22 protein-coding genes are annotated in these 25,430 nt (G+C 63.5%); 2 read left to right on the plus strand and 20 right to left on the minus strand.

Annotated elements, in window-relative coordinates:
• Positions 1 to 19 precede the first annotated feature (19 nt).
• From JAB6_RS17765 to JAB6_RS17780, 4 genes are all read right to left on the minus strand, one after another.
• Positions 20 to 1,189: a patatin-like phospholipase family protein gene (locus JAB6_RS17765; RefSeq protein WP_034751717.1), complete on the minus strand. Its 1,170-nt coding sequence runs from the start codon at positions 1,187 to 1,189 to the stop codon at positions 20 to 22.
• Positions 1,190 to 1,395: 206 nt separating this feature from the next.
• Positions 1,396 to 3,171: a gamma-glutamyltransferase gene (gene ggt / locus JAB6_RS17770; protein WP_070303921.1), complete on the minus strand. Its 1,776-nt coding sequence runs from the start codon at positions 3,169 to 3,171 to the stop codon at positions 1,396 to 1,398.
• Positions 3,172 to 3,243: 72 nt separating this feature from the next.
• The gene (locus JAB6_RS17775) at positions 3,244 to 4,002 is read right to left on the minus strand and encodes a 3-hydroxyacyl-CoA dehydrogenase (protein WP_034751723.1); all 759 of its coding nucleotides are present in this window, start codon (positions 4,000 to 4,002) and stop codon (positions 3,244 to 3,246) included.
• Between the two features lie 158 nt (positions 4,003 to 4,160).
• Complete coding sequence (locus JAB6_RS17780; protein ID WP_139143423.1) at positions 4,161 to 4,583, minus strand: hypothetical protein; 423 nt, start codon at positions 4,581 to 4,583, stop codon at positions 4,161 to 4,163.
• Between the two features lie 246 nt (positions 4,584 to 4,829).
• Between JAB6_RS17780 and JAB6_RS17785 the strand changes: the two genes are divergently transcribed.
• Positions 4,830 to 6,899: a TonB-dependent receptor gene (locus tag JAB6_RS17785; protein WP_070303922.1), complete on the plus strand. Its 2,070-nt coding sequence runs from the start codon at positions 4,830 to 4,832 to the stop codon at positions 6,897 to 6,899.
• On the opposite strand, the gene JAB6_RS17790 is transcribed toward JAB6_RS17785, so the two are convergent.
• The 10 genes from JAB6_RS17790 to JAB6_RS29010 all read right to left on the minus strand — a co-directional run bounded on the left by JAB6_RS17790 (position 6,896) and on the right by JAB6_RS29010 (position 15,287).
• Entirely contained in the window at positions 6,896 to 7,396 is a 501-nt protein-coding gene (locus JAB6_RS17790) for a glycine zipper family protein (RefSeq protein WP_070303923.1), read from the minus strand. The genes JAB6_RS17785 and JAB6_RS17790 overlap by 4 nt on opposite strands.
• 14 nt (positions 7,397 to 7,410) lie before the next feature.
• Positions 7,411 to 7,833 (minus strand): hypothetical protein, encoded by a 423-nt coding sequence (locus JAB6_RS17795; RefSeq protein WP_083292778.1) that lies wholly within the window; start codon positions 7,831 to 7,833, stop codon positions 7,411 to 7,413.
• Positions 7,834 to 8,010: 177 nt separating this feature from the next.
• A complete protein-coding gene (locus JAB6_RS17800) occupies positions 8,011 to 10,134 on the minus strand; it encodes a sodium-translocating pyrophosphatase (RefSeq protein ID WP_070303924.1) in 2,124 nt (707 codons plus the stop codon).
• A 179-nt stretch (positions 10,135 to 10,313) separates the two neighbouring features.
• On the minus strand, positions 10,314 to 10,970 hold the full coding sequence (gene adk, locus JAB6_RS17805) for an adenylate kinase (RefSeq protein ID WP_034751729.1): 657 nt from the start codon (positions 10,968 to 10,970) through the stop codon (positions 10,314 to 10,316).
• Between the two features lie 246 nt (positions 10,971 to 11,216).
• Complete coding sequence (gene kdsB, locus JAB6_RS17810) at positions 11,217 to 11,972, minus strand: 3-deoxy-manno-octulosonate cytidylyltransferase (protein ID WP_070303925.1); 756 nt, start codon at positions 11,970 to 11,972, stop codon at positions 11,217 to 11,219.
• 2 nt (positions 11,973 to 11,974) lie between these two features.
• Positions 11,975 to 12,151, minus strand: a complete 177-nt coding sequence (locus JAB6_RS28530; RefSeq protein ID WP_010395789.1) for a Trm112 family protein — start codon at positions 12,149 to 12,151, stop codon at positions 11,975 to 11,977.
• A complete protein-coding gene (lpxK, locus tag JAB6_RS17815) occupies positions 12,132 to 13,187 on the minus strand; it encodes a tetraacyldisaccharide 4'-kinase (protein ID WP_070303926.1) in 1,056 nt (351 codons plus the stop codon). Before lpxK ends, JAB6_RS28530 begins: the two co-directional genes overlap by 20 nt.
• A 74-nt stretch (positions 13,188 to 13,261) precedes the next feature.
• Positions 13,262 to 13,702 (minus strand): biopolymer transporter ExbD, encoded by a 441-nt coding sequence (locus tag JAB6_RS17820; RefSeq protein WP_070303927.1) that lies wholly within the window; start codon positions 13,700 to 13,702, stop codon positions 13,262 to 13,264.
• Positions 13,699 to 14,304 carry a MotA/TolQ/ExbB proton channel family protein gene (locus tag JAB6_RS17825; RefSeq protein WP_070303928.1) on the minus strand — a complete coding sequence of 202 codons (606 nt, stop codon included), beginning with the start codon at positions 14,302 to 14,304 and terminating at the stop codon, positions 13,699 to 13,701. Before JAB6_RS17825 ends, JAB6_RS17820 begins: the two co-directional genes overlap by 4 nt.
• A 308-nt stretch (positions 14,305 to 14,612) precedes the next feature.
• Positions 14,613 to 15,287 (minus strand): hypothetical protein, encoded by a 675-nt coding sequence (locus JAB6_RS29010; RefSeq protein ID WP_139143424.1) that lies wholly within the window; start codon positions 15,285 to 15,287, stop codon positions 14,613 to 14,615.
• A 334-nt stretch (positions 15,288 to 15,621) separates the two neighbouring features.
• Here JAB6_RS29010 and xseA point away from each other — a divergent pair, with 334 nt between their 5' ends.
• Positions 15,622 to 16,983, plus strand: a complete 1,362-nt coding sequence (gene xseA, locus JAB6_RS17830) for an exodeoxyribonuclease VII large subunit (protein WP_070303929.1) — start codon at positions 15,622 to 15,624, stop codon at positions 16,981 to 16,983.
• Positions 16,984 to 17,077: 94 nt separating this feature from the next.
• Here xseA and JAB6_RS17835 read toward each other — a convergent pair whose 3' ends face one another.
• From JAB6_RS17835 to JAB6_RS17860, 6 genes are all read right to left on the minus strand, one after another.
• On the minus strand, positions 17,078 to 19,528 hold the full coding sequence (locus tag JAB6_RS17835) for a TonB-dependent receptor (protein ID WP_070303930.1): 2,451 nt from the start codon (positions 19,526 to 19,528) through the stop codon (positions 17,078 to 17,080).
• A 107-nt stretch (positions 19,529 to 19,635) separates the two neighbouring features.
• A complete protein-coding gene (locus tag JAB6_RS17840) occupies positions 19,636 to 20,676 on the minus strand; it encodes an ABC transporter ATP-binding protein (RefSeq protein WP_070303931.1) in 1,041 nt (346 codons plus the stop codon).
• 1 nt (position 20,677) lies between these two features.
• Positions 20,678 to 22,045 carry a GH1 family beta-glucosidase gene (locus JAB6_RS17845; RefSeq protein ID WP_034751744.1) on the minus strand — a complete coding sequence of 456 codons (1,368 nt, stop codon included), beginning with the start codon at positions 22,043 to 22,045 and terminating at the stop codon, positions 20,678 to 20,680.
• Positions 22,046 to 22,072: 27 nt separating this feature from the next.
• Positions 22,073 to 22,891: a carbohydrate ABC transporter permease gene (locus JAB6_RS17850; protein ID WP_070303932.1), complete on the minus strand. Its 819-nt coding sequence runs from the start codon at positions 22,889 to 22,891 to the stop codon at positions 22,073 to 22,075.
• Positions 22,888 to 23,802, minus strand: coding sequence for a carbohydrate ABC transporter permease (locus JAB6_RS17855; RefSeq protein ID WP_254671675.1), 915 nt, complete (start codon positions 23,800 to 23,802; stop codon positions 22,888 to 22,890). Before JAB6_RS17855 ends, JAB6_RS17850 begins: the two co-directional genes overlap by 4 nt.
• Positions 23,803 to 23,884: 82 nt before the next feature.
• Entirely contained in the window at positions 23,885 to 25,174 is a 1,290-nt protein-coding gene (locus tag JAB6_RS17860; RefSeq protein WP_070303934.1) for an extracellular solute-binding protein, read from the minus strand.
• Between the last annotated feature and the right edge of the window lie 256 nt (positions 25,175 to 25,430).

Consider the following 25,430-nt stretch of genomic DNA (forward strand, 5'->3'; position numbering starts at 1 on the left):
CACCGCTCCAAGGGCCGTCTCAAGAACCAAAAAACGCCAGTACATCGTCCTTGCGGGCCTGCGTATCGCGCTGTCCAAGACGGATCAGCTCGTTAGTATACGTCGATTCGAACAATAAATACGATGCCAGCGCCGCGCCGCGCGCTTCTGCCGCGCCGATGCCCGACAACATGGTGCGGATGGGACGCGGCAAACTGCCGATATGCCGGCTGGCGATGGCGTCGAGCCGCTCGGACGGCGCGATGACCAGCAATTCCACCGGTCGCAAGGCCGTCTTGCCCAGCAACTCGGGCGGCAGCATCGACAGGGTCAGGTTGATGCGGTTCAGGCGCTCGATGTCGACGGCCAGACCGTCGAGGAAGATCGACGAGAGCGCGTGGCCGGCGATCTGCGCCAGGCTCGGGTAGCGCGCCGCTTCGGACGCGGCGGGTGCCGGCTCCGTCATGCGCCCGGCGCCCACCACCAGCACCTTGTTCGCGCCCAGGTGAATGGCCGGCGAGATCGGCGCCAGCTGGCGCATGGAACCGTCGCCGCAGTATTCGCGCTGGCCGCCCACGTACAGGGGCACGGCGGGGAAGATAAAGGGGATGGCGGCCGAGGCCAGCAAATGCTCCACGCCGATCTGGTCCGGTAGGGCCAGGCGCTGCGTGCGTACCCACGGCGCGATATCCTCGGCCGTCTGGTAAAACGTCATGTGGCGGCTGCCCGAATACGACGACGCCGTCACGGCCAGCGCATGCAGCAGGCCGTCGGCCAAGGCCGCGTCCAGGCGCGGCAGGTCGAGCATGCGGTGCAGCAGGCTGACCAGCGGGGTATTGTCGAGCAGGGAACTGGGCGGCGACGCATGCCACTGGCGCAGCAGCCAGCCGAACGACAGCAGAGACAGCCAGCGCGCGCCCGAGCGGATCACGCCCAGCGAATCGGCGCGGTACACTTGCTCGACTTCGATGTGCTGCCACACGTCGAGCAGCTTTTGCACGCCTTCGCCGAAGTTATCGGCGCGGCAGGCCAGCGCCGTGGCGTTGATGGCACCGGCCGAAGTGCCGCAGATGATGTCGAACGGGTTGCGCGCCGGCGCCCAGCCCGCTTCCCACAGTATTGCTGAAATCGCCTGCAGCACGCCCACCTGGTAGGCGGCACGGGCGCCTCCTCCCGTGAGTATCAAGCCTGTTTTATTTTGCATTCCCATGCCGGCAGATTAGCAGGGTCTGGATGCTTTGTGGAAAAGTTTGGAAGGTAGACGCCAGTTCCTGCAGGTATATTGTTGGCAGCACGGCGCCGGACAAAATCGTAGCGAGCGGAAGGGAGAGGCGGCTAAGAAGCGCAACCGTACTCTAGTACGGTGAGCATCGCAGGCCGCCTATACCGACGCGCAGTAGGTTTGGTCCGGTGCCCCTAATCGCCCCTGACCATGCCTTCACGCCGTGGATCCGCCCCCCCAAACCAGAAATCCTTGCCATGCGCATTCAGGCGCATGATGCCCTGCAAGCCCGAGTTCTGCTCGATCACGCGCACCTCGTGGCCCATCGCCTGCAGCGCCTCGACTTGCGCTGCCGGCGCACGGCCCTTTTCCAGTTCCGTCGGGCCGTTGCGGCTGCCGAAGTTCGGCAGACTGATCGCCTGCTGCACGTTCAAGCCCCAGTCCATGGTGCCGACCAGCACCTTGGCCACATAATTGATGATGGACGAGCCGCCGGGCGAACCCGTGGCCAGCACCAGCTTGTGCGTGCCCTTCTCGAACACGAGGGTGGGCGACATGGCGCTGCGCGGCCGCTTGCCCGCTTCGACCCGGTTGGCGATCGGGCCGTCCGCATCGCGCGAATCGAACGAGAAATCCGTCAGCTGGTTATTGAGCAAAAAGCCGTCGACCATCTGGCGCGAACCGAACGCGTCTTCCACGCTGGTGGTCATCGACAGGCCGCCGCCAAAAGCGTCGACGGCCACCAGGTGCGAGGTCGACGGGCGCTGCAAGGCGTTGTCCATGCCCCACGCCACCTGCATGCCGGGCGGCGTGCCAGGTTTGGCCTTGCCCATGGATTTTTCACCGATCAGCGCGGCGCGCTGGGCAAGGTAGGTTTTATCGAGCATCGAGGCGACGCCATTGCCCGGCAGCGGCACGAAGTCCGTGTCGGCCACGTAGCGGTTGCGGTCCGCGTAGGCCAGGCGCCCCGCTTCCGAGAACAGGTGGATCGCTTGCGCATCGAGCACGCCGTCGACGGGTGCATACGGCCGGATGTCTTTGACCTCCAGGATGCCCAACATCTGCGCGATGGCGATGCCGCCCGACGATGGCGGCGGCATGCCGCACACGGTCCAGGCCTTGTAATCGCTGCAGACGGGCTCGCGTACCTTGGCCTTGTAGCCGGCGATGTCGGTCGCCGTAAGCTTGCCCGGGTTGGTCGGGTGAGACGCCACCTTGGCGGCGATGTCGCGCGCGATGCGGCCGTTGTAAAAAGCGTCGGCGCCGCCGCGGGCGATCTCGCGCAGGGTGCGCGCCAGTTCGGGATTCTTCAGCACGTGGCCGACGGGCCAGGCCTTGCCCTCTTTGTCATAGAAATACGCGGCGGCGACAGGATCGCGCTTCAAGGCCTGGTCCCAGTTCAGCAAGCCGTTGAGGCGCTGGCTGACGGGAAAGCCGCCGTGCGCCAGCTTGATGGCGGGGCCGAACAGGGTCGCCCACGGCAGCTTGCCGTGTTCCTTGTGCGCCAGTTCCAGCATGCGCAGCACGCCCGGCGCGCCCACGGAACGCCCGCCCACCACGCCCGTGGCGCGCGAGACGGGGCTGCCGTCCGGATTCTGGAACAGGTGTTCATCGGCGGCGGCCGGCGCTGTTTCGCGTCCGTCGAACGCCTGCACGCCCTTGGCCGTGGAGTACAGCAGGAATGCGCCGCCACCGATACCCGACGATTGCGGCTCGACCAGGGTCAGTACCAGCTGCGTGGCGATGGCCGCGTCGATGGCGCTGCCGCCCTTTTTCAGCATCTGGTAGCCCGCATCGGCAGCCAGCGGATTGGCGGCGGCGACCATGAATTTCTGCGCCGCCCAACCCGATTTTTCCGCATACGCGGTGGCGACTTCCGGCGCCTTTTGCGGCACCTCGGCAAATACGGGACTGGCAGCGAGTGCTCCCAGCAAGGTCAGGCTCAGCGCCAGCGGCTTCAATGTGATCATGCTTACTCCGGTAAAGATACCCGGGTATGCTACCTCAAATGCCGGCCACGGCGCTGCACCCTCGTCTAGGGCTTACTTCGGTTGCATGCGGATCGCGCCGTCCAGGCGGATCGTTTCGCCATTGAGCATGACGTTTTCCACGATGGCTTTCACCAGCTGCGCGTATTCACCGGGCTTGCCCAGGCGCGATGGGAACGGCACCATCTTGCCCAGCGCATCCTGCACTTCGGCCGGCATGCCCAGCAGCATTGGCGTTTCGAAAATGCCGGGCGCCACCGTCATCACGCGGATGCCGTTGCGCGACAGGTCGCGCGCCATCGGCAAGGTCAGTCCCACCACGGCCGCCTTCGACGAGGCGTAGGCTGCCTGGCCGATCTGGCCATCGTAGGCCGCCACGGACGCCGTGTTGATAATGATGCCGCGCTCGCCTTCAGCGGTGGCATCCTGCTTGGCCATGGCGTCGGCCGCCAGGCGGCACATATTGAAGGTGCCCACCAGGTTGATGTTGACGACTTTCTGGAACAGGGCCAGCGGGTGCGGGCCATCCTTGCCCACGGTTTTCACGGCCGGCGCCACACCGGCGCAGTTGACGAGGCCACGCAAGGTACCGAGTTTGGTAGCGGCCGCCACCACGGCCAGGCCGTCTTCTTCCGACGTCACGTCGCATTGCACGAACACGCCATCGAGTTCCGCGGCCAGCGCCTGGCCCGCCTCCGTCTGCACGTCGGCCAGCACGACCTTGCCGCCCGCCGCCGTCAGCATGCGCGCCGTGGCCGCGCCCAGGCCCGATGCGCCGCCCGTGATGATGAATACATTGTCTTGAATCTGCATGAAATCTCCTGAGTATGCTGAGTAATAAGGGCCGTGTTCCCGGCGCCTGATGGTTACATGGTGCCATAGTTACGTTTACGTAAACGTAATGTCGGCGACAATTGTAGCCATTTTTGAGCGCACCAAGCGAAAACTTGCAGCGTTAGAGAACGGATAGGCTAAAAACACTGAATGAAAGCGCCATTGCGATGGCAGATGCGCCCGTTGGCGTCGAGCGTGGCATTGCCCGCGCCGTTGTAGCGCGCGCCGGCCGCATCGCGGCAACCGCCCGTGTCGCAGGCGCCGATGGGCTGCGGCGCACGGGGCATGGGCACGGCCGGGCTGGGCGGCAGGGGCGCCATGGGCACGACGGGAGGCTCGGGCTGCGCCGGCATGCGGCCGATCACTTGCGGCACGGAACGGCGCGGCTGCACGGGCGGCGCCGGGCGGCAAGGTTCGACGGCCAGCTTGCCGCTGTCGCGCGGATCGAGCTGGCACACGGGCAAATCATCGGAAACGGCCTGCTCCTGGGCGCCTGCATGGCCGCCAACGAGCAGCAGGGCGCACGCCAGCGCCGGTATGGTTTTGATCATCGTCTTCATGCCACCTCCCCATGCATCGATCATACCGCTTTCATTATTGGCACACGCGGCGCCAGATGCCATGCATATGCTGCAACGGTGTTTTATTTCCTCTCATCACTTTCCTTCTTGCCAGGATAGCATTACAATAAGAACGATTCTTATTCTCATTAGCAGAATGGGAGCGCAGTTTATTGCATTTTCAATCATTCATACCCGAGCCACCCGGAAGGCAGCCAGGAAAAAACAACATCCGGAAAGTTCACCATGACCAAGCGCAGTCCCGCCTTCGCAACCTTCGCAGTCCCAGCCGCCATTCCCGCCCGTCCCCGCCATTGCACCACCCTGATCCTGCCCTGCCTGCTGTCCTTGGCCGTCAGCAGCGCCTGGGCCGAAGGCAATGTGGCCGCCGATCCCACCATGAACACGGTTGTCGTCACCGCGTCCGGCACGGCCATCGACATCAAGGATGCGCCGGCCAGCATCAGCGTCATCACGCGCGAGGAAATCGAGCGCCAGCCCGTGTACGACCTCAACACCCTGCTGCGCCGCATCCCCGGCGTGACGGGCGGCACCAGCCCGGTAGGCGAAGAATCGAAGATCAAGCTGCGCGGCCTGCCCGACAAATACACCCTGATCCTCGTCGACGGCAAGCGCGTGGGCAGCTCGGCCGACACGGCTTACCGCCCGGACCTGGGCCGCCAGGACTTGAACTGGATCTCGCCCGACATGATCGAGCGCATCGAAGTGGTGCGCGGCCCCATGTCCTCGCTGTACGGCTCGGACGCCATGGGCGGCGTGATCAACATCATCACGCGCAAGGTGCCGGGCAAGTGGAACGGTTCGGCCACGGCCAACTACACGCAGCCGCAGGACAGCGGCCGCGGCACGGCGCACCAGCTGGGCGTGAACCTGGCCGGCCCCTTGTCGGACACGGTCGGCATGCGCCTGGGCGTGGGCCAGACGCGCCAGAATCCCGATGAAAAAGCCATCGGCAAATCGGGCGGCATCGGCGGCGAACGCAACCAGACTGTCACGGGCCAGCTGAGCTGGGCGCTGGACAAGAAACAGAACCTGACGCTGGACGCCAGCTACGGCAAGCAGCAATCGACGGATTCGACCACGCTCGACGCGGACGGCTACCCGCTGTTCGGCGCCTGGGGCGCCAGCAAGCTGATACGCAAGAGCGCCAGCATCGGCTATGAAGGCCGCTGGGACTTCGGCAAGGCCATGGTCAACCTGTACCACAACGATTTCGACAACGAAGTCGTCGGCACGGTGGCAAAATCCAAGGACAGCACCCTCGACGCCAGCCTGGAAAAACGGGTCGGCTGGGGCGGCATCGAGCAGATGCTGGTGATGGGTGGCCAATGGAAGCACCAGGAACTGACGAACACGGACACCATCGGCACCATCCCCACCGACTACCTGGGCAACCCCGTGAGCGGCGCCACCCTGTCCGGCACCACATCGGCCCTGTTTGCGGAAGACCAGCTGTTCCTGCGCGACAACCTGACGGCCACGGCCGGCCTGCGCCTCGACCACCACAGCAAGTTCGGCAACCATTACAGCCCGCGCCTGTACCTGGTGTACCACCCTGCCCCCGCCTGGACCATCAAGGGCGGCGTGTCGCAAGGCTTCCGCGCCCCGAGCCTGAAGGAAAACTCGCCGGCGGCGGCCACGCAGTCGGGCGGACGCGGTTGCGGCAGCCTCAAACCCCTGGGCTACATCACGGGCGGCTGCTACATGGCCGGCAATGCGGACTTGAAGCCGGAAACGAGCACGGCCGGCGAAATCGGCGTGGCGTGGGAACAGAATGGCTGGGACGTGGGCGTGACGTACTTCCACACGGATTTCAAGAACAAGATCGACTACGCGCCGCTGGGCTTTTACCAGAAGCAGTGGTGGACCAAGATGACGAATATCCAGAAAGCGCGCACCAGCGGCGTGGAAGCGACGGCCACCATCCCGCTGACGAAAAACCTGAACTGGCGTAACAACGTGACCTACATGGCGGAAGCGAAAAACCTGACGACGGGCGCCAACCTGCTGTCGACGCCAAAACTGTCGTGGTACTCGGCCCTGGGCTGGCAAGTCAACGACCAGCTGTTCGGCGAAGTATCGGCCCAGTACACGGGCAAGGAACTCGACGCGGGCCAGGCGGCCAACAAGGCCTACACCATCGTCGACACGGTCGTGTCGTACAAGGTCACGCCACAATGGACCGTGCGCGGCGGCGTGGAAAACCTGTTCAAGAAAGGCCCGCTGGCCGATGGACTGGTCGACTATTACGTGCCGGGACGGCGCATGTTCGTCGGCCTGACGTCGCGCTTCTAATAGCGGGGCGGCGGCGTATTTGGCGGCGGCGTGGCGGCATTGGCCGGCACGCTGCTCAGCATCTGCCCGGCCACGGGCACCTTGTGGCCGCTCGCGTACATGCATTGCTGGTAGGCGTAGTCATAGCGGCGCTGCATGCCATACGCCGAACTGTCGGCCGCGCCCGTGCCGGCCAGCGCGCCAAAGACCAGCCCAGTGCCGGCACCCACGCCGGCGCCATGGCCGCCATCGATGGCGGCGCCGGCCACCGCACCGAGCAAGGTGCCCAGGGCCGCACTGCGCACGCCGCTGTCGGCCGCAGCCTGCTGCGCCGAACCGCCGCCCAGCTGCGCCTGCGCATACCCGCGGCACTGGGCGTCATCGCCCTGGAATTGCGCGAAACTCTTGCCCGTGCCGGGCAACACCATGGCCGATGGCCCTTGCGGCATCACCGTGCATGCCGCCAGCACAAGGGGCGCCAGCACGCCCCCGCACACTGCGCCTGTTTTCCCGTTCATGTCGCACCTCGCTTTCAGCGCACGCTGCCCGGCGCCACGGCGCGCCACGGCAATGTACAACTTGTCACGTAGGGATAATAGCCTTGCGGCTGACGGCAGTAGTACCACATCGGCGCCGTCGGCACCCCGCCCTGCTCGACATACACGGGCGGCGCGACGGGCAGCGGCTGTACCACGACCGTCCGTCCGTACGGATGGCGGTACCACGGGTCGCCGTACCACCCCGGCCCGTAGCCCCAGCTAGAACCCAGCCACACGCCGACATGCGAGCGGCCACGGAAATGGCCGTGTCCGTGATGACCATGATGGCCATGGAAGCCGTGTCCACCGTGCCGTCCATGCCTGCCAGGATCGGCCCAGGCGCTGCCGGCCAGCGCCAGCCCCACCGCCACGGCCAGCCCCCGCATCAGCCAGCGCCGTTTGTCTGCCTTGTCCATGATGCCTCCTGCCTTCTGCTGCCTGAAGTGATTCCCTCATTATTGGCAGACGGCCGGCGCAGGCAAGGCGGTGTAACATTTGCTCACTTTTGATACGTACACGATATGGAAATCAGGAAATTTTGACATGCCCGACGTAAAAACAGCCCCTGGAAACGGGGCTGTTTGACGTGGGGTTTATTGCGCAGGCAAGCTTTGCACCGGTGTGGCCGGCGCCAGGATGGGCGGCACGGGCGCGTGGATGGGCGCCGGCGCCTTGACCGCCAGCCAGCCCGTGGCCGGCAGCAGCGGCACCAGCAGCAGGGCGACGATATTGATGATCTTGATCAGGGGGTTCACTGCCGGACCGGCGGTGTCCTTGTACGGGTCGCCCACCGTGTCGCCCGTGACGGCCGCCTTGTGCGCATCGGAACCCTTGCCGCCGAAGTGGCCATCCTCGATGTATTTCTTCGCATTGTCCCAGGCGCCGCCGCCCGTGGTCATCGAGATGGCCACGAACAGGCCCGTGACGATGGTCCCCATCAAGAGGCCGCCCAGCGCCGCTGGCCCCAGCAGCATGCCCACGACGATGGGCACCACCACGGGCAGCAAGGAGGGCACGATCATTTCGCGGATGGCCGACGCCGTCAGCATGTCGACGGCCTTGTCGTATTCGGGCCGCGCCGTGCCTTCCATGATGCCCTTGATGTCGCGGAACTGCCGCCGCACCTCGACTACCACGGCGCCGGCCGCGCGGCCCACGGCTTCCATCGCCATGGCGCCAAACAAATATGGTATCAGCCCGCCGATGAAGAGGCCGACGATGACCATGGGGTTCGACAGATCAAACGTGATGTGCTGGCCCACGGATTCGAGCGCATGCGTGTAGTCGGCAAACAGCACCAGCGCGGCCAGGCCTGCCGAGCCGATGGCATAGCCCTTGGTGACGGCCTTGGTCGTGTTGCCGACGGCGTCGAGCGGATCGGTAATGGCGCGCACGGAGTCGGGCAGGCCCGACATTTCCGCGATGCCGCCCGCGTTGTCCGTGATGGGGCCATACGCGTCGAGCGCGACGATGATGCCCGCCATCGACAGCATGGCCGTGGCCGCAATGGCGATGCCGTACAGGCCCGCCAATTGATACGAGACGAGGATGGCGACGCAGACGGCCAGCACCGGATAGGCGGTGGACTTCATCGATACGCCCAGGCCGGCGATGATGTTGGTGCCGTGGCCCGTCGTCGACGCTTCGGCGATGTGGCGCACGGGCTTGAAATCCGTGCCCGTGTAGTACTCGGTGATGTACACCATCAGGCCCGTGAGGACGATGCCGACGACGGTGGCGCCCAGCATCTTGTAGCGCATGGCGTCGTCGGGCCACAGCAGCCACGTGACCACGGCAAAGCCGACCAGGGACAGGCCGGCGGCCCACCACAGGCCCGTGTACAGGGCCGACATGATTTTCGCGCCCGGCTTGGTCTTGACCATCGAGCAGCCGACGATGGAAGCGAGGATGGACACGGCGCCCAGCAGCAGCGGATAGATGATGGCCGTGCTGCTCGCTTCTGCCATCAGCAAGGCGCCCAGCAGCATGGTGGCGATCAGGGTCACGACATAGGTTTCGAACAGGTCGGCCGCCATGCCGGCGCAGTCGCCCACGTTGTCGCCCACGTTGTCGGCGATGACGGCAGGGTTGCGCGGATCGTCCTCGGGGATGCCCGCCTCCACCTTGCCCACCAGGTCCGCACCCACGTCGGCGCCCTTGGTGAAGATGCCGCCGCCGAGCCGCGCGAAGATGGAAATGAGCGAGGCGCCGAAGGCCAGGCCGATCAACGGTTTGATCAAATCATGCTGGGTCAGGCCCGGCGCGCCCGTCGTCACCAGCAGCCAGTAGAACAGGGTCACGCCCAGCAGGCCCAGTCCGACGACCAGCATGCCGGTGATCGCCCCGCCCTTGAAAGCCACGTTCAGCGCCTGGTTGATGCCATGCGTGGCCGCCTGCGCCGTGCGCACATTGGCCCGCACCGAGACATTCATGCCGATGAAGCCGCAGGCGCCCGACAGCACGGCGCCGATCAGGAAGCCCAGCGCCGTATGCAGGCCGAGCAGCAGATAGATGGCGATCAGGAGCACCACGCCGACGATGGCGATGGTGCGGTACTGGCGCGCCAGGTAGGCGGCCGCGCCCTGCTGGATGGCCAGCGCGATTTCCTGCATGCGCGCGTTGCCGGGATCCTGCCTCAGGATCCAGCTGCGCGACACCAAACCGTAAATGACTGCGACCACGCCGCAGGCTACCGCAAACCACAAACTGGCTGCCATATCGTCCCCTTCTGTTTTTATCCGACGTCATTGCCAACAGCTGCAGACCGCACCGGGTAGGCACGCGCAGCCAGGAAAACACGACCTGCAAAAAAACTGAACCACGAAAACGATACGGCGCCCGCCTGAAGCGCGGGCACAAAAAAAGCGGACACTCAGGTCCGCTTTTCAAACACTGCTTATTCCGCCAGGGCGGCAAATGCGCTGTCGCGGATTTGCTCGACCGGACCGACACCGGCGATGCGGCGGTATTTCGGCGCGCCTGGCAGGCCGGACTTGGCCCAGTCATTGTAGTAGTTGAGCAAAACCTTGGTCTGGTTGTGGTACACGTCCAGGCGCTTCTTGACGGTTTCCGCCTTGTCGTCGTCGCGCTGGATCAGGGGCTCGCCCGTGATGTCGTCGACGCCGTCGACTTTTGGCGGATTGAATTTGACGTGGTACACGCGGCCCGAACCCGGGTGGCTGCGGCGGCCATCCATGCGCTCGATGATCGACGCGTCAGGCACGTCGATTTCCAGTACGTAGTCGACATTGATGCCGGCATCTTTCATGGCATCCGCTTGCGCGATGGTGCGCGGGAAGCCGTCGAACAGATAGCCATTGGCGCAATCGGCTTCCTGCAGGCGGTTCTTGACCAGGCCGATCATGATGTCGTCCGACACGAGGCCGCCCGCATCCATGACTTTTTTCGCTGCCAGGCCCAGTTCCGTGCCTTCCTTGATCGCCGCGCGCAGCATGTCGCCCGTGGAGATTTGTGGAATATTGTATTTTTCTTTGATGAAGTTAGCTTGGGTGCCCTTGCCGGCACCGGGTGCTCCTAAAAGTATCAGACGCATTGAAAAGTTCCTAAAAAACAGATTTTGGATGGTGGTATGTGTAATTATTTTTAGATGATGTTGCTATGGCTATCTTTCCCTACGAAACTTACCACAAAAAATCCCCGGAACGCCAGTTTGCTGTCGAATTGCTATGCCCTGATTGATCAAAGCCAGCAATTAGCGAAGCAGACGTTTCAAAATGTGGTTTTTGCTGCAGGCGCACAAAATTATATTTGCACGCCTGCCGTTTTGCGGGTAACGCGCTTACTGGGCGCGATAGTGGGCTTGCACCCTGGCAAGATCTTCCGGTGTGTCGACACCGGCGGCCGGGGCCGAGTCCGTGACATGCACGGCGATGGCAACACCGTGCCACAGCACGCGCAACTGCTCGAGCGCCTCGATCGCTTCCAGCGGCGACGCGGACAATTGCGGATACTCTTGCAGGAATGCATTGCTGTAGGCATACAGGCCGATATGGCGCAGCGGCACATAGCCGGCCGGCAGGCTGTCTTTCGACTGCGCGAAGCCGTCGCGGTGCCACGGAATCGTCGCGCGCGAGAAATACAAGGCGCGGCCATTCTTGTCCAGCACGACCTTGACCACGTTCGGGTTGAACGCATCGGCCACATCGTGCAGCGGATGGGCGCACGTGGCCATGGGGACGGCGGCGCTGATCTGCGCCGCGCAGGCGGCCAGCAAGGCCGGATCGATCAGCGGTTCGTCACCCTGCAGGTTGACGACGACGGTATCGAGCGGCAGCTCGAGCGTGCGCGCCACTTCGGCGATGCGGTCCGTGCCCGACGGATGGTCGCTGCGCGTCATGCACACTTCCACGCCATGCGCGGCGCAGGCGGTGCGGATGGATTCGTGGTCGGTGGCGACGATGACGCGCGCGGCGCCCGACAGGGCTGCCTGCTCGGCCACGCGCACCACCATGGGTTTGCCGCCCAGGTCAGCCAGCGGCTTGCCCGGCAGGCGCGTCGAGGCCAGGCGGGCCGGGATGATGACGATGAACGCCATCGTTATTCCACTGCGTCTTGCAGGGTGCGCGCTTCGTCCGCCCACATGATGGGGATGCCATCGCGGATCGGATAAGCGAGGCGGTCGGCGCGGCAAATCAGTTCCTGCGCCTTCTTATCGTGTTCAAGCGGACCCTTGCAAACAGGGCAGACCAGGATATCAAGCAGTCGAGCGTCCACGACATTTCTCCACAATTTGTTGGGCCAGCGCGCTATCGATGCGCGCACTGACGGGGACGACCCACAGTCTCGGGTCGTCTTTGAGATATTCAATTTGCGCACATTTTACTGCATCCTTCTCGGTGATCAAGATCACATCCGTGTCGAGCGCCGCAAATGGCCGGTCGAGGAAGTCGTGATGATCGGGCAAGGGCAGTTCCGTGAAGTCCAATCCGGCGGCGCGCAGCATGGCAAAGAAGCGCTGGGGGTTGCCGATGCCGGCCGCCGCCACGATGCGCTGGCCGCTGGCCGCCAGGGTTGCAAGCGCCACGCTTTCGCTTCGGTTCACCAGGCGTTCGGCCACGCCGCCGGCCAGCAGCATCTGCACCACCAGCCCGCCCTGCGGCGCGACCCTGGCCACCAGATCCGGCGCCAGCTCGGGCGCATTGATCACCGTCACGTCGCGCCGGCGGCGCGGCGATTCGCGCAGCGGGCCCGCCGGCAGCAGCCAGCCATTGCCCGCGCCGCGGCCGTCGAACAGCACGATTTCCACGTCGCGCCGCAAGGCGTAATGCTGCAAGCCGTCGTCCGTCACCAGCACGTCGACGTCCAGGTGCGCGGCCAGCAGCGCCCTGCCCGCTTGCGCGCGGTCGCGCCCCACCATCACGGGGCAGCCGCCGCGCTGGAAGATCAGCAGCGGCTCGTCGCCCACCTGCTGCGGCGTGGAAGCAGCGGTGACGGCGCGCGGCGAACGGTCGGCGCTGCCATGGCCGCGCGAAATGACGCCCGGACGCATGCCCGCGTCGCGCAAGGCTTGCACCAGCCAGATCGTCAGCGGCGTCTTGCCCGTGCCACCGATAAAAATGTTGCCGACGACGACGACGGGCACGGGCAGTCGCGCGGATGTCAGGAGGTTTGCCTGGTACAGGCCTCGCCTGACACTGCTCAAAGCGCCGAACAGCAGGGAGACGGGCCACAGCGCGCACGCCAGCGGGCCGCGCGTCAGCCAGGCGCGGGTCAGTGTGGTTTCAAGCTTGGCGGGGGAGGATGTGGGCATGGGGGGAGGAGTAAAGGGCTGGGGTCTGACCCGGCGGGTCAGACCCCAATTTTGTTGCCGGTAACGGTCGAAGCTTACTTGCCCCCAGCTTGCGCCGCGAACGTCAGCTTTTCATAGCCGGCCAGGCGGGCCGCTTCCATGACGTGGATGACCATCTGGTGCATGGCGAACTGGTCGGCGTTGACCACGACCACGGGCGTCTGCGCCGGGACCTTGCCGCCATTGGCTGCCTTTGCCGCGTTCTGCAGGGCGTCGGCCAGGCCGGCCACGTCGCGGAACGAGATGGGCTCGCGGTTGACCGTGTAGTTGCCCTTGGCGTCGATGGTGACGTCGATCTGCTGCGGCTTCTCCTTCGCCTGCTCGGCGTCGGCCGTCGGCAAGGTGATCTGCAGCTCCGTAAACTTGCTGTAGGTGGTGCTGACCATGAGGAAGATCAGGATCACCAGCAGCACGTCGATGAACGGGATCAGGTTGATTTCGGGGTCTTCACGCCCCTTGCCTTTGCGGAAGTTCATTTGCGGCCACTGTGGACGATGTCGACAAACTTGACCGCTTGCTGCTCCATGTCAATGACGAAGCTGTCGACGAGGGCGCGGAAGTGGCGGTAGAAGACGAGGGTCGGCATGGCGATGGCCAGGCCGAAGCCCGTGTTATACAGGGCCACCGAAATACCGTGGGCCAGTTGTGCGGGATTCGAGCCGCTGGCGTTTTGCGAACCGAAGATTTCAATCATGCCCACCACCGTGCCGAACAGACCCATCAGCGGCGCCAGGGTGGCGATCGTGCCCAAGGTCGTCAGGAAACGTTCCAGCGTGTGGGCCACGCCGCTGCCCGCCTCTTCGATCGACTCCTTCATCACATCGCGCGGCGCGTCGACATTGCGCAAGGCGGCGGCCAGCACCACGCCCAGCGGCGAATTGCTTTCCAGCTTGGCCACCGTGTCCGGCGTGATCTTGCCGCTGCGATACACCTGCACCACTTCATCGAACAGCTTGCGGGGCAGTATCTTGGCGCGGCGCAAATACAGCAGGCGCTCGATGATCAGGGCCAGGGCGACGATGGAAGCGATCAACAACAGCCAGATGGGCCAGCCAGCGGCTTGAAATATAGCGAGCAAAAGAAACTCCTGGTAAAGGGAAGGCGATGGAGCGCCCGAACAGCCTGTATTGTACCGAGCGCCAAAGACCGATTGTACGTGCGCGCAGGAATGGCGCAATGTAGCGCGTTGCCGCGCCGGCGGCAAGTGGCGCCTGCATGGTACCTGTCCCCAGCGCGCTGGCGGGAGCCCAGTTTTGCACACTTTGTGTGGATAAGATTGTGAGCAAGCATGAAGTACAGCATGCAAGTCATTGATTTACATGGGAATTATCGTGCTGCGCAAAATACAGGCATAGCAGCTTATCGGCAGTAGTCAATGTCAATAAGTTAATATTTGAAGAGTTCTGCACATTTACTGTGGACAAGATTGTGCGCAAAGCCGAGGAATGTAATCAAGTCATTGATTTTAAAGGAAATTAAATCAATGCGTAAAAAAGTGGCAGGCAGCGCGCAATCGGCGCCAGACAGGCCCTCAAAGTTCTGCACACAATCTGTGGACAAGATTGTGCGCAAGCGTAAGGATACGCGCCAAGTACATTGATTTATATCGTTTTTATTGCCATGCATAAAAATGTGGCATTGGCTGAAAAGCGTGTTTTTCACGGTCCGATTCCACTTCAAAACAGCAGTTTTCCACCGCCAGCGCAGTTCCACACATAAAGTGTGGATAAGATTGTGAGCAAGCCGATTGACTCCATGCAAGAGCATTGATTCTAAAGGGATTTTTTTCTCTGCTGAAAAATAAGGCAGCAATTCAACATGCTCACACGGTGGAAAACCCGGACAAACCACGAAACGGTTTATGCAGTTTTGCACACATTCTGTGGATAAGATTGTGAGCAAGGCGCACGGTACGATGCTATACCCTTGATTTGTAAGACTATTTTTATGCTGCGCAAAATTAAGGCAAGCCATGCTATGGGCCTTCCCGTGGATAAATCCGGTGCCGCGCCAGAGTTCTGCACATTTTTTGTGGATAAGATTGTGCGCAAGGCCATGCATGGCATACTAAGCGCTTGATTCATAGGCACTTTATTTCCGTGCGCAAAAATGTAGCAAGGCACTTTTATCGCTCGGACAAGGCCAGCCCAGCCATGTTTGTCCAAGGCAAAAAGTTCCGCACACTTTCTGTGGATAACTTTGTGCGTAAGTGGCAGGGGCTACACTGATGTGCTTGATATTAAAGGATTTTTTCCCTCTGCACGCAAATCAGGCATACGGGAATTCGTCATGAAATCAATTACTTAGAAATAGAACTTGTTGTTTTGCGCGATATATGACATAAGCATGACCTCGCCGATAATATGTGGACAGTTCCCTTCCCGCTCCCAGCTTTATGATGACCGACAACCCGACTGACAGCGGCTTTGCCGCCCCACCCGTGCTGACCGTCAGCGCCCTGAACCAGGCCGTCGCGCGCCTGCTCGAGCGCTCGTTCCCCCTGACCTGGATCGCCGGCGAGATTTCCAACTTCACGCGCGCCGCTTCCGGCCACTGGTACTTCACCTTAAAGGACGATGGCGCCCAGGTCCGTGCCGTGATGTTCCGCGGCCGCGCCCAGTACGCGGGCTTCACGCCGCGCGAAGGCGACAAGGTCGAAGTGCGCGCCCTCGTCACCCTGTATGGCGCGCGCGGCGATTACCAGATCAACGTGGAAGCCATCCGCCGCGCCGGCGTGGGCGCCCTGTACGAAGCGTTCCAGCGCCTGAAGGAAAAGCTGGCAGCGCAAGGCCTGTTCGACCAGGAACGCAAGCGCGCCATCCCCATGTTCGCGCGCAGCATCGGCATCGTCACCAGCCCGCAGGCGGCCGCCCTGCGCGACGTGCTGATCGCGCTCAAGCGCCGCGCGCCGCACGTCAACATCATTCTGTACCCGACACCCGTGCAGGGACAGCAGGCGCCGGAAAAGATCGCGCACGCCATCCGCACGGCATCGACAAGGGCCGAGTGCGACGTGCTGCTCGTGTGCCGTGGCGGCGGCAGCATCGAGGATCTGTGGTCGTTCAACGATGAAACCGTCGCGCATGCGATTGCCGATTGCTCCATGCCCGTGATCAGCGGCGTGGGACACGAGACGGATTTCACCATCGCCGACTTCGCGGCCGACCTGCGCGCGGCCACGCCGACGGCGGCGGCCGAACTGGCGGCCACGCCGCGCGCCGACTGGATGGCATCCCTGCGCGCCGATGCGGCCGACCTACGCCGCGCCATGCGCCGCAGCCTCGATGACGCGGCGCAAACCTTGGACCGCCACAGCCGCCGCCTGCTCAACCCGAAGGCGCAGCTGCAGCAGCAGCGATTGCAGCTGCTGGCCCTGTCGACGGCCATGACGCATGCGGCGCGCGCGCCCGTGAACCAGTCGCAGTACGCGCTCGAACGCCTGCGCTCGCGCTGGGCCAACCTGCGGCCCGACGTCACGGCATCGCGCACGCGGCTCGTAGAAATGCAGCGGCGCAGCGGCGCGGCCATGGCGCAGCAGCTGGGCCAGCGGCGCCACCGCCTCGACGGCCTGGCGGCGCAGCTGGAACTGCTCAATCCCCAGCGCACCCTGGAACGCGGCTACGCGATACTGCGCGATGAGAAGGGGAATATCGTGCGCTCGCCGGTGCAACTGCAGGCGCGCCAGAACGTCAACGTGCGCCTGGCCGAAGGCAGCGCGCAGGTCGGCATCGGCAGCGTGCAAGCCAGCCTGGAATAAGCGTTGGAATAAAAAAGGCCGGGGAAGAACCCCGGCCCAACACCTTCCCTACTGAGTGGACTGCTACCGCAACTGCTCTTTCACACTACCTGACTTAGAACTTCATCGACACGCGCGCGCCAAACGTGCGCGGCGCGTTGTAGAAGGCGCCGTAGATCTGCTGCGTCGGCTGGCATGGCATGCCCACGTCCGTGCAGATTTCATTGACGTCCAGCTTGACCGCCTTGTCGGTGGCGTTCTGCACGAACGCTTCCACCGTGTAGGCCTTGTTCGCCGGCTGGAAGCGCAGACTCAGGTCCAGGGTCGTGTAGGCTTCCTGGCGCTTGACGCCGGCATGGCCCGGCACGTCGCCGTTGAACGCGCCCGCCCCCACGTACGACATGGTTTCATAGTGCACCGAAGCGCGCGGCGTGATCTGGCCGCCGGCGACATTGAAATCATGCTCGTACTGCACGGTGGTGGAAAACTTCGGCGCATGCTTCATGGTGCTGCCGCCCACGTTCACCAATGGCGCCGTCGAGCCGCAGGACTGGCCATTCGCGCGCGCCGCATCAACGTCGCAGGACATGAAGTCGTCGTACACGGCTTTCAACCAGGTGGCGTTGCCCGTCAGGCGGTCGACCTTCGTTGGCCGCCACACCCACTCCGCTTCCAGGCCCTTGACGGTGGCGCCGGCCGCGTTGAAGTTGGCCAGCACGCTGTTGACCACCTGCGACTCGAGCTTGTCCTTGTACTTCATCAGGAAGGCATCGAGGTTCAGCGTCAGTTCGCGGTTCAGCAAGTCCGACTTGAAGCCGATTTCATAGCTGGTCAGTTTTTCCGGCTTGGTGGTGGCGCCGCCGTCGCCGATGGCCGGCGAATGGAAGCCCGTCGTCACGGAACCGAACAGCAGGATGTCGGGGCGCAGCTTGTACTCGATGCGGCCCAGCCAGGTGGCCTGGCCGTATTTCAGGTCGGCCGTATTGTCGCCCGGCGTATTGCCGCAGGTGGCGGCCGTGATGGCGCCGCCCGGGCCGATATTGTGCGTGTTGGCCAGGCCCGTGCCCGGCGTGACGAGTTGGCGCAGCTGGTCGGCAGTGAGGACCGTGGTGCCCAGCGGGGTGTTGGCGGGCCAGTTCGGGCATGCCCAGTTCTTGCCGCCGATGTCGAATTTATGGTCTTTCGTGTAGCGCGCGCCGGCCGTCAGCTTGATCTGGTCCGTCACTTGCTGGCTGACCTGGCCGAACACGGCTTTCGATTTGAGCTGGCGGTCGCCCTGGATGAAGGACATCGACGACGCATACTGGCCCACGGTCGGCTGCACGAAGATCACGGCGCCGTTGGCGATATCCTGCTGCACGGCCGCCTGCGAAATCTGGCTGCGGTCGATATCGAAGCGCACCTTGTTCTTTTCATTGAACAGGAACAGGCCGGCCACCCACTGGAACGGCGCGTCGTCGTCCGAGCGCGCCTGCAGCTCGTGCGAATAGCTGTCGAACTGCGCCCAGTCCGTGCGGTTCTCCGACTTGAAGCCGGGGAACAGGCCCGCATCGGAGTCGTTGCTGTTCTGGCGCTTGTAGCGGCTCCAGCTGCCCAGGTACGTGAAGTCCAGCGCGTCCGTCGGCTTGTAATTGAGCTTGCCCTTGTAGGTCAAAATCGACTGGTCCAGGGTGCCCGGCGTGTCGATCAGGGCCGAGCGCAGCTTCTCGCCCCGTTTCGGTTCAGCCGCCAGGTAGACGTTGCCGGCGCCCTGGTCGAGGAAGTAGTCGGCGATGAAGGTGCCGCGCAGCTGCGGCGTGAACTTCCACAGCAAGGAGGCACGCACGCCCATCTGGTCGCCGGCGCCATACTTGGCCGTGCCCGGCATGACGTTCGAGCCGCGGCGGAAGTCCACCGTGCCGTCGTGGCTATCCTTGATGGCGGCGATGCGCAGCGCCACGTCGTCGGAAAACGGGATATTGATCATGCCCTGCGTCTGCAGATGGCGCTTGTCGCCCACCGTGATGCCGGCTGACCCCATGAACTTGGCCGTGCTAGGCGCGGCCGATACGAGGTTGACGGCGCCGGCCGTGGAATTGCGGCCGTTCAGCGTGCCCTGCGGTCCGCGCGCCACCTCGACGTGCGACAAGTCGTACATCAGCGCCGTGGCGCCCTGGGGACGCGGCGAATACACGCCATCGACATAAAAGGCGACGGCCGGGTCGCCCAGCTCCGTGTGGTTGGCCGAACCGACGCCGCGCATGTAGACGTGCACGCCGCCCGAGTCGCCATGCTGCTCGACGACGAGGCTGGGCACCATGGTGGCCAGCGATGCCAGATCCTTGACCTGGTTGTTTTGCAGGGTGTCCTGGTTGAAGGCGGTGACGGCCAGCGGCGTCTCCTGCACGAAGGTATTGCGGCGCGTGGCCGTGACGACGATGCGGTCCATCTGTTCGGCGGCCGGCTTTGCCGCGTCGGTGGCTGCAGCCTCCTGGGCCATGGCGGCGCCGCTGCCCAGCAAGATGAACTGGGCGAAGGTCGCATGCGCCAGGCTGAGGGCGATGGTATTGGGTTTGAGCTGTTGCATTGTTGTTGTCTCCTGTACCGCTGGTTGATTGATGATCACATAGCTCTTTGGCTATTGCTGCACATTTTTTGGGTGTCAATCTGAAGTCATGTCGCCTCCGTGCGGGGTCAATGGGTAGCCACGGCGCGACCGGCCGTGTCGAATAGAAAGGCATGGCCTTCTTCCGGCGCAAAGCCGATGGCGCTCCCCTGCGCCAGCGCGTGGCGCGCCTCGCCGTGCAGCTTGATGGCCACCGCGTGCGGGCTGCCGTCCAGCATCGCGTGAATGATCTGCGCGTCGCCCAGCTGCTCGATCAGGGTCACCGTGGCGCCATAGCCTTCTTGGCGCGGCACCAGGCGCAGGTGTTCAGGGCGTATGCCGACCAGCATGCCCGCCTCGCCGCCAAGCTGGCTGGCCAGTGCGGGCACGGCGGCGCACGGCAAGAAATTCATGCGCAGCGCGCCGATGAAGCCGGCCACGAACTGGCTGGCCGGCTGGCGGTACAAGTCCAGCGGCGCACCCACCTGCTCCAGGTGGCCGCCGTGGAAGACGGCGACCCGGTCACCGAGGGTCATGGCTTCGACCTGGTCGTGCGTCACGTAGATCATGGTGGTGCCCAGTTCCTGGTGCAACTTGGCCAGTTCGATGCGCGTCTGCACGCGCAGCGAGGCGTCAAGGTTGGACAGCGGCTCGTCAAACAGGAACACCTTGGGCTGGCGCACGATGGAGCGGCCGATGGCCACGCGCTGGCGTTCGCCGCCCGACAAGGCCTTGGGCTTGCGGTCGAGCAGGTGCGTGATCTGCAATATCTCGGCCACCTTGCCCACGGCCACGCGCACTTCCGCTTCCGGCTTGCCGGCCAGTTTCAAGGCAAAGCCCATGTTGTCGCGCGCCGTCATGTGCGGGTACAGCGCGTAGCTCTGGAAGACCATGGCGATGCCTCGCTCGGCCGGCGCCACGTCGTTGGCCAGCAGGTCGCCGATGCGCAACTGGCCCGCGCTGATGTCTTCCAGTCCCGCGATCATGCGCAGCAGGGTCGACTTGCCGCAGCCGGATGGCCCGACGAAGACCATGAATTCGCCGTCGTGGATATCGAGGTCCAGGCCCTTGACGATTTCCGGGCCGTCGCCATAGGTCTTGCGGATGCCGCGCAGGGAAATGGCGGCCATGTCAGTGCTCCTCGGCCAGCACGGCGGCGTGGGACGCGCGCTGCGCGGCGATGAAGTCGCGGTACCACAGGGCGCTGTCCTTGAAGCTGCGCTGCTGCGTGGCGTAATCGACGTAGACCATGCCGAAGCGCTTGGCATAGCCCGAGTTCCACTCGAAGTTGTCCATCAGGCTCCAGTAGAAATAGCCGCGTACGTCGATGCCCTGCGCGATCACGGCGCGCAAGGCGTCCAGGTGCAGCTGCACGTACTCGATGCGCGGCGCGTCGTGGATCTTGCCGTCGACGGGCTTGTCGGCCACGGCCATGCCGTTTTCCGTGATGTAGACGGGCGGCAGCCGGTATTCGCGGTGCAGGCCGACGAGCAGTTCCGTCAAGCCTTGCGGATAGGTTTCCCAGCCCATGTCGTTGACACCGAGCTTGCACTCGGGCTTGCGCGGCGGCGTCTCGGCACTCATGAAAGCGCGCGTGTAGTAGTTCACGCCAAGGAAATCGATGGGCTGCTTGATATCTATGAAATCGTTTTCAAAAATAGCTAAAGCAGAAGCGTCGACGTGTTTCAGGGCCAGCGCCGGGTAGCGGCCCTTGAAGATGGCGTCCATATACCACTGCACCGAGCGCGCATATTCGAGTTCGGCCAGCTCGCGGTCCTGGGCGCTGTCGGTGGCCGGGGTGGCCGTCCATTGATTGAGCACGATGCCCAGTTTCGCGGGCGGATTGACGGCGCGCATCGCCTGCATGGCCAGGCCGTGTGACAGCAGCAGATGGTGCGACACTTGCACGGCGGCGGCCGGGTCGGCCATGCCGGGCGCGAACTGGCCCGTGCCGTGGCCCAGCACGGCCGTGCACCACGGTTCGTTATGGGTGGCGATGCTGGCGACCTTGTGGCCGAAGCGGCGCGCCACTTCGGCCGCGTAGGCGGCAAAGTGGTAGCAGGTGGCGCGATTGAGCCAGCCGCCCTCGTCCTGCAAGGCTTGCGGCAAGTCCCAGTGGTACAGGGTCAGATGGGCATCGAGCCCCTTGGCGGCCAGGGCGTCGAGCAGGCGCCCATAGAAATCGAAGCCGGCCTCGTTCCAGGCGCCGGAACCCGTGGGCTGCACGCGCGACCAGGACATGGAAAAGCGGTAGGCGTTCACGCCCAGGCTGGCGATCAGCTCCACGTCCTCCGCGTAGCGGTGATAGTGGTCGCAGGCCACGTCGCCATTGCTGCCGTCGATGATCTTGCCATCCGTATGGCTGAAGGTATCCCAGATGGATGGGCCGCGGCCGTCGATGGCGGCGGCGCCCTCGATCTGGTAGGCGCTGGTGGCCACGCCCCAGGTGAAGGTGGCGGGAAAGTTGGTGTCAATATCGTCGTTATGCATGGTGGTCATGTCAGTGTGAGTGGATGAAAAAAAGTGCTAGCCTTTGACGGCGCCCTGGGTCAGTCCTTCAATTAAACGCTTCGAGGCGACAAAAAACATCAGCAGCAGCGGCAGCACGGCGATGGCGGCGCCCGTCATCAGCGCGCCCCACTCCGTGTTGTTCGGCGCCTGCATGCTGCGCAGGGCCAGCGGGATCGTGTAGTTCTCGACCGAGCGCATGACGACCAGCGGCGTGATGAAGTTGTTCCACGAGTTGATGAAGGTGATCAGGCCCAGGGTGCCCATGGCGGGACCGATCAGCGGCAGCACGACTCTCCAGTAGATGGCGAATTCGCCGCAGCCGTCGATGCGCGCCGCCTCGATCAGATCCTTCGGAATCGCCGTGCCGATGTATTGGCGCATGAGGAAAATCCCCAATGCGCCGGCCGCGCCAGGCACGTACAGGGCGCGCGGCTGGTCCAGCCATCCGAGGAAATCCATCAGCATGAAGGTCGGAATCATGTTCATGAACGAGGGGATGATCATCGACGCCATCACCAGGGTGAACAGGGGCCGCTTGAAGCGGAACTCGTACATGGCGAACGCATAGCCGCCGAGCGAGCAAAAGAACAAGGTCAGCGCCGTCGTCATCAGGGCCACGTACAGGCTGATGCCGATATTGCGCCAGAACGGCAGGCGCTCCTGCAGCAATTCCAGGTTGTTGAGCAGGGCCGTGCCGAACCAGCGCGGCGGCGGCAGGCTGTAGATCTCGGCGCTCGTGTGCGTGGCGAAGACGAACATGAAGTAGAACGGCGCGACCATGATCAGGGCGCCGATGGCCACCATGGCGTAGGCCGTCCAGCAGGTGGTTTTCATCGGACCTCCTTGCGTTCATTGCGGCTGAAGATGCGGTTGTTGACCCAGGTGGTGCTGGCGATGATCAGGAACAGCAGCCAGGAAATGGCCGACGCCGTGCCGAAGTCGCCCGAGGAAAACGCCGTCTTGTAGACGAAGATGGCCGTCGTCATCACCGACTGGCTTACGCCGCTCGATTCGGCCACCAGCACGAACGGTTCCTCGAACAGCTGCAGGTTACCCATGATGGTGAGTGTGACGGCCAGGTAGATCATGGGGCGCAGCTGCGGCAAGGTGATGTACCAGAACTGCTGGCGTTTCGACGCGCCGTCGATGGTGGCCGCTTCATACAAATCCTTGGGGATCACCTGCAGCGCGGACAGATACAGCACCAGGTTCCAGCCCAGGTAGCGCCAGAAAATCACGAAGGCGACGGCCGGCTTGATGAACAGCGAGCTGCCCAGCCAGTCGATCGATTCGGCAGGGAACAGGCCACCGATTAACGGCAGGCTGGCGCACCATTGGATCAGCACATTGATCTGGCCATAATCGCGCGAGAACAGGGTATTGAAGACCATGGCGATGGCCACGCTGGACGTGATGAACGGTAAAAAGTAAATGCCGATCACCAGGTTGCGCGAGCGCTTGAAGCTGTTGTGGATGAACGCTGCCAGCGGAATGGCGACCAGGTGCTGCGGCACGCCCGAGGCCAGCGCCAGCCAGACGGTATTGCCCAGCGAGCGCAAGAACCACGGGTCGCTCAAGGCGTACTTGTAGTTGTCCAGGCCCACCCACTGCATGGCTTCCACGCCGCTGGCCGCTTCCCACTGGTTGAACGACAGATAGATGGAAAACAGCAGCGGGAACAGGCTGAAGACGGCGAACAGGATGAAGAAGGGGCTGATGAAAATATACGGAGCCCACTTCTTCATGTTGAAGCGTTTCCTGGCGGGCCTCGCTGCAGCTGCAGCGGGCGCGCCATCGGTACAAGGCATGGAAGTAGTCATGCTGCTCCTAGCGCCGCGCGCGGTGGGTGATCAGGGCCTTGGCGTCGGCCAGGGCCGTCTTGATATCCTTGTTTTGCGCCAGCACGCTTTCCAGTTCCATGTTGACGATGTCGCGCGCCACGGCGTCGAACTTGTCGACGCGGATGACGGGGATTTTCGCCGCCGTGTCGCGCGCCAGCAAACGCGTCTTCTGGCCGCCGAAATACGGCTGCGGCTCGTCCATCATCGGGTCCGCATACGCGGCCTTGAGGGCCGGGAAGGCGCCGATCTCTTTGAGCGAGTGCAGCTGGATATCCTTGTTGACGGTCATGAACTTGATGAATTCCCAGGCCTGGGTTTTATTCGCCGCCTTTTTCGGGATGCCGTAGAACGAGCCGCCGTAGGATGCCAGCGCGCCGGCCGGCAGGCTCGCCGCGCGCCACTGGCCCTTGGAATCGGGCGCCAGCCACTTGGCCAGGTGGCCGCTCAACCACGAACCCATCATCTGGCTGGCCACCTTGTCGCGCTTGAAGCCTTCGGCCCACTCGCCCGTCCAGGCCACGGTGCGCGCATCGATGCCGGCGACCCGCGCCGCCTTGGCCAGTTCGAACGCCTTGACGAAGCGGGGCGAGTCGACCAGCACCTGGCCCTTGTCGCCAAAATAGATGCCTTCGCCATCTTTCAAATTGGCGCGGATATAGATATCGGCCAGGTCGCTGGCGCCGGCCAGCAGATAGGTGCCGGTGGCGGCCTTGAGCTTCTTGCCGGCGGCGATATATGACTCCCACGATTGCGTCAGATCGGTTTCCTTGATGCCCGCCTTGTCCATCAAGTCCTTGCGGTAGAACAAGGTGCCCGGTCCCAGGTCGGCCGGCATGGCGCCCAGGGTGCCGCGCGAACTGGTCGCCTGCACGAACGTGAATGGCACGAACTGGGCGCGGTACTGCCCTGCCCCGTATGGCGGCAGCAAGAGGTCTTCCATGCCCTTCGATTCGGCGAAGCTGCCGACATAGCGGAAGTCGATGGCCATCACGTCGGGCAGGCGCGCGCCGGCCGCCAGCGCCGTCGTCATCGAGTTATGGTGGTCGTCGATCTGCAGGCTGACCAGCTTGACCTTCACTTGCGGATACAGCTTTTCCCACAGGGGCAAGGCTGTTTTCACGGCGCGGTCCAGGTCGGGGAACGAGGCGACGGTAATCGTGGCCGGGGCCAGCGCCGGCAACGGTGCGGCCGGCGGGACGGCGGCGGGAGCGGCGGCCACACCGGCGGCCAGGGTCAGCGCCGCCAGAGGGGCGGCGCCAAGGATGCTTGACTTCATTATTTCATCTCCGTTTATTGAGCGTCTTCTATCTTGAAAACGTTTTCACAACATGTGTCCATTTAACACCGCAAAGAAAATCAAGTCAATCGAAAAAGTTGTCATTTTTATTGAGGGCAGTGTGGCAAGGCCCACGCCATGGCGCGTATTCTCCTATGAAAAAGGCAAAAAATCGGGCTGCCGAGCTTGCTGTTGTTTTTTGTGAAAACGTTTTCAAGCGTAGGTCGGATTAGCGCTACGCGCGTAATCCGACAAC

Origin of the sequence: Janthinobacterium sp. HH104 (assembly GCF_001758715.1) — a bacterium.
GTDB lineage: Bacteria > Pseudomonadota > Gammaproteobacteria > Burkholderiales > Burkholderiaceae_D > Janthinobacterium > Janthinobacterium aestuarii.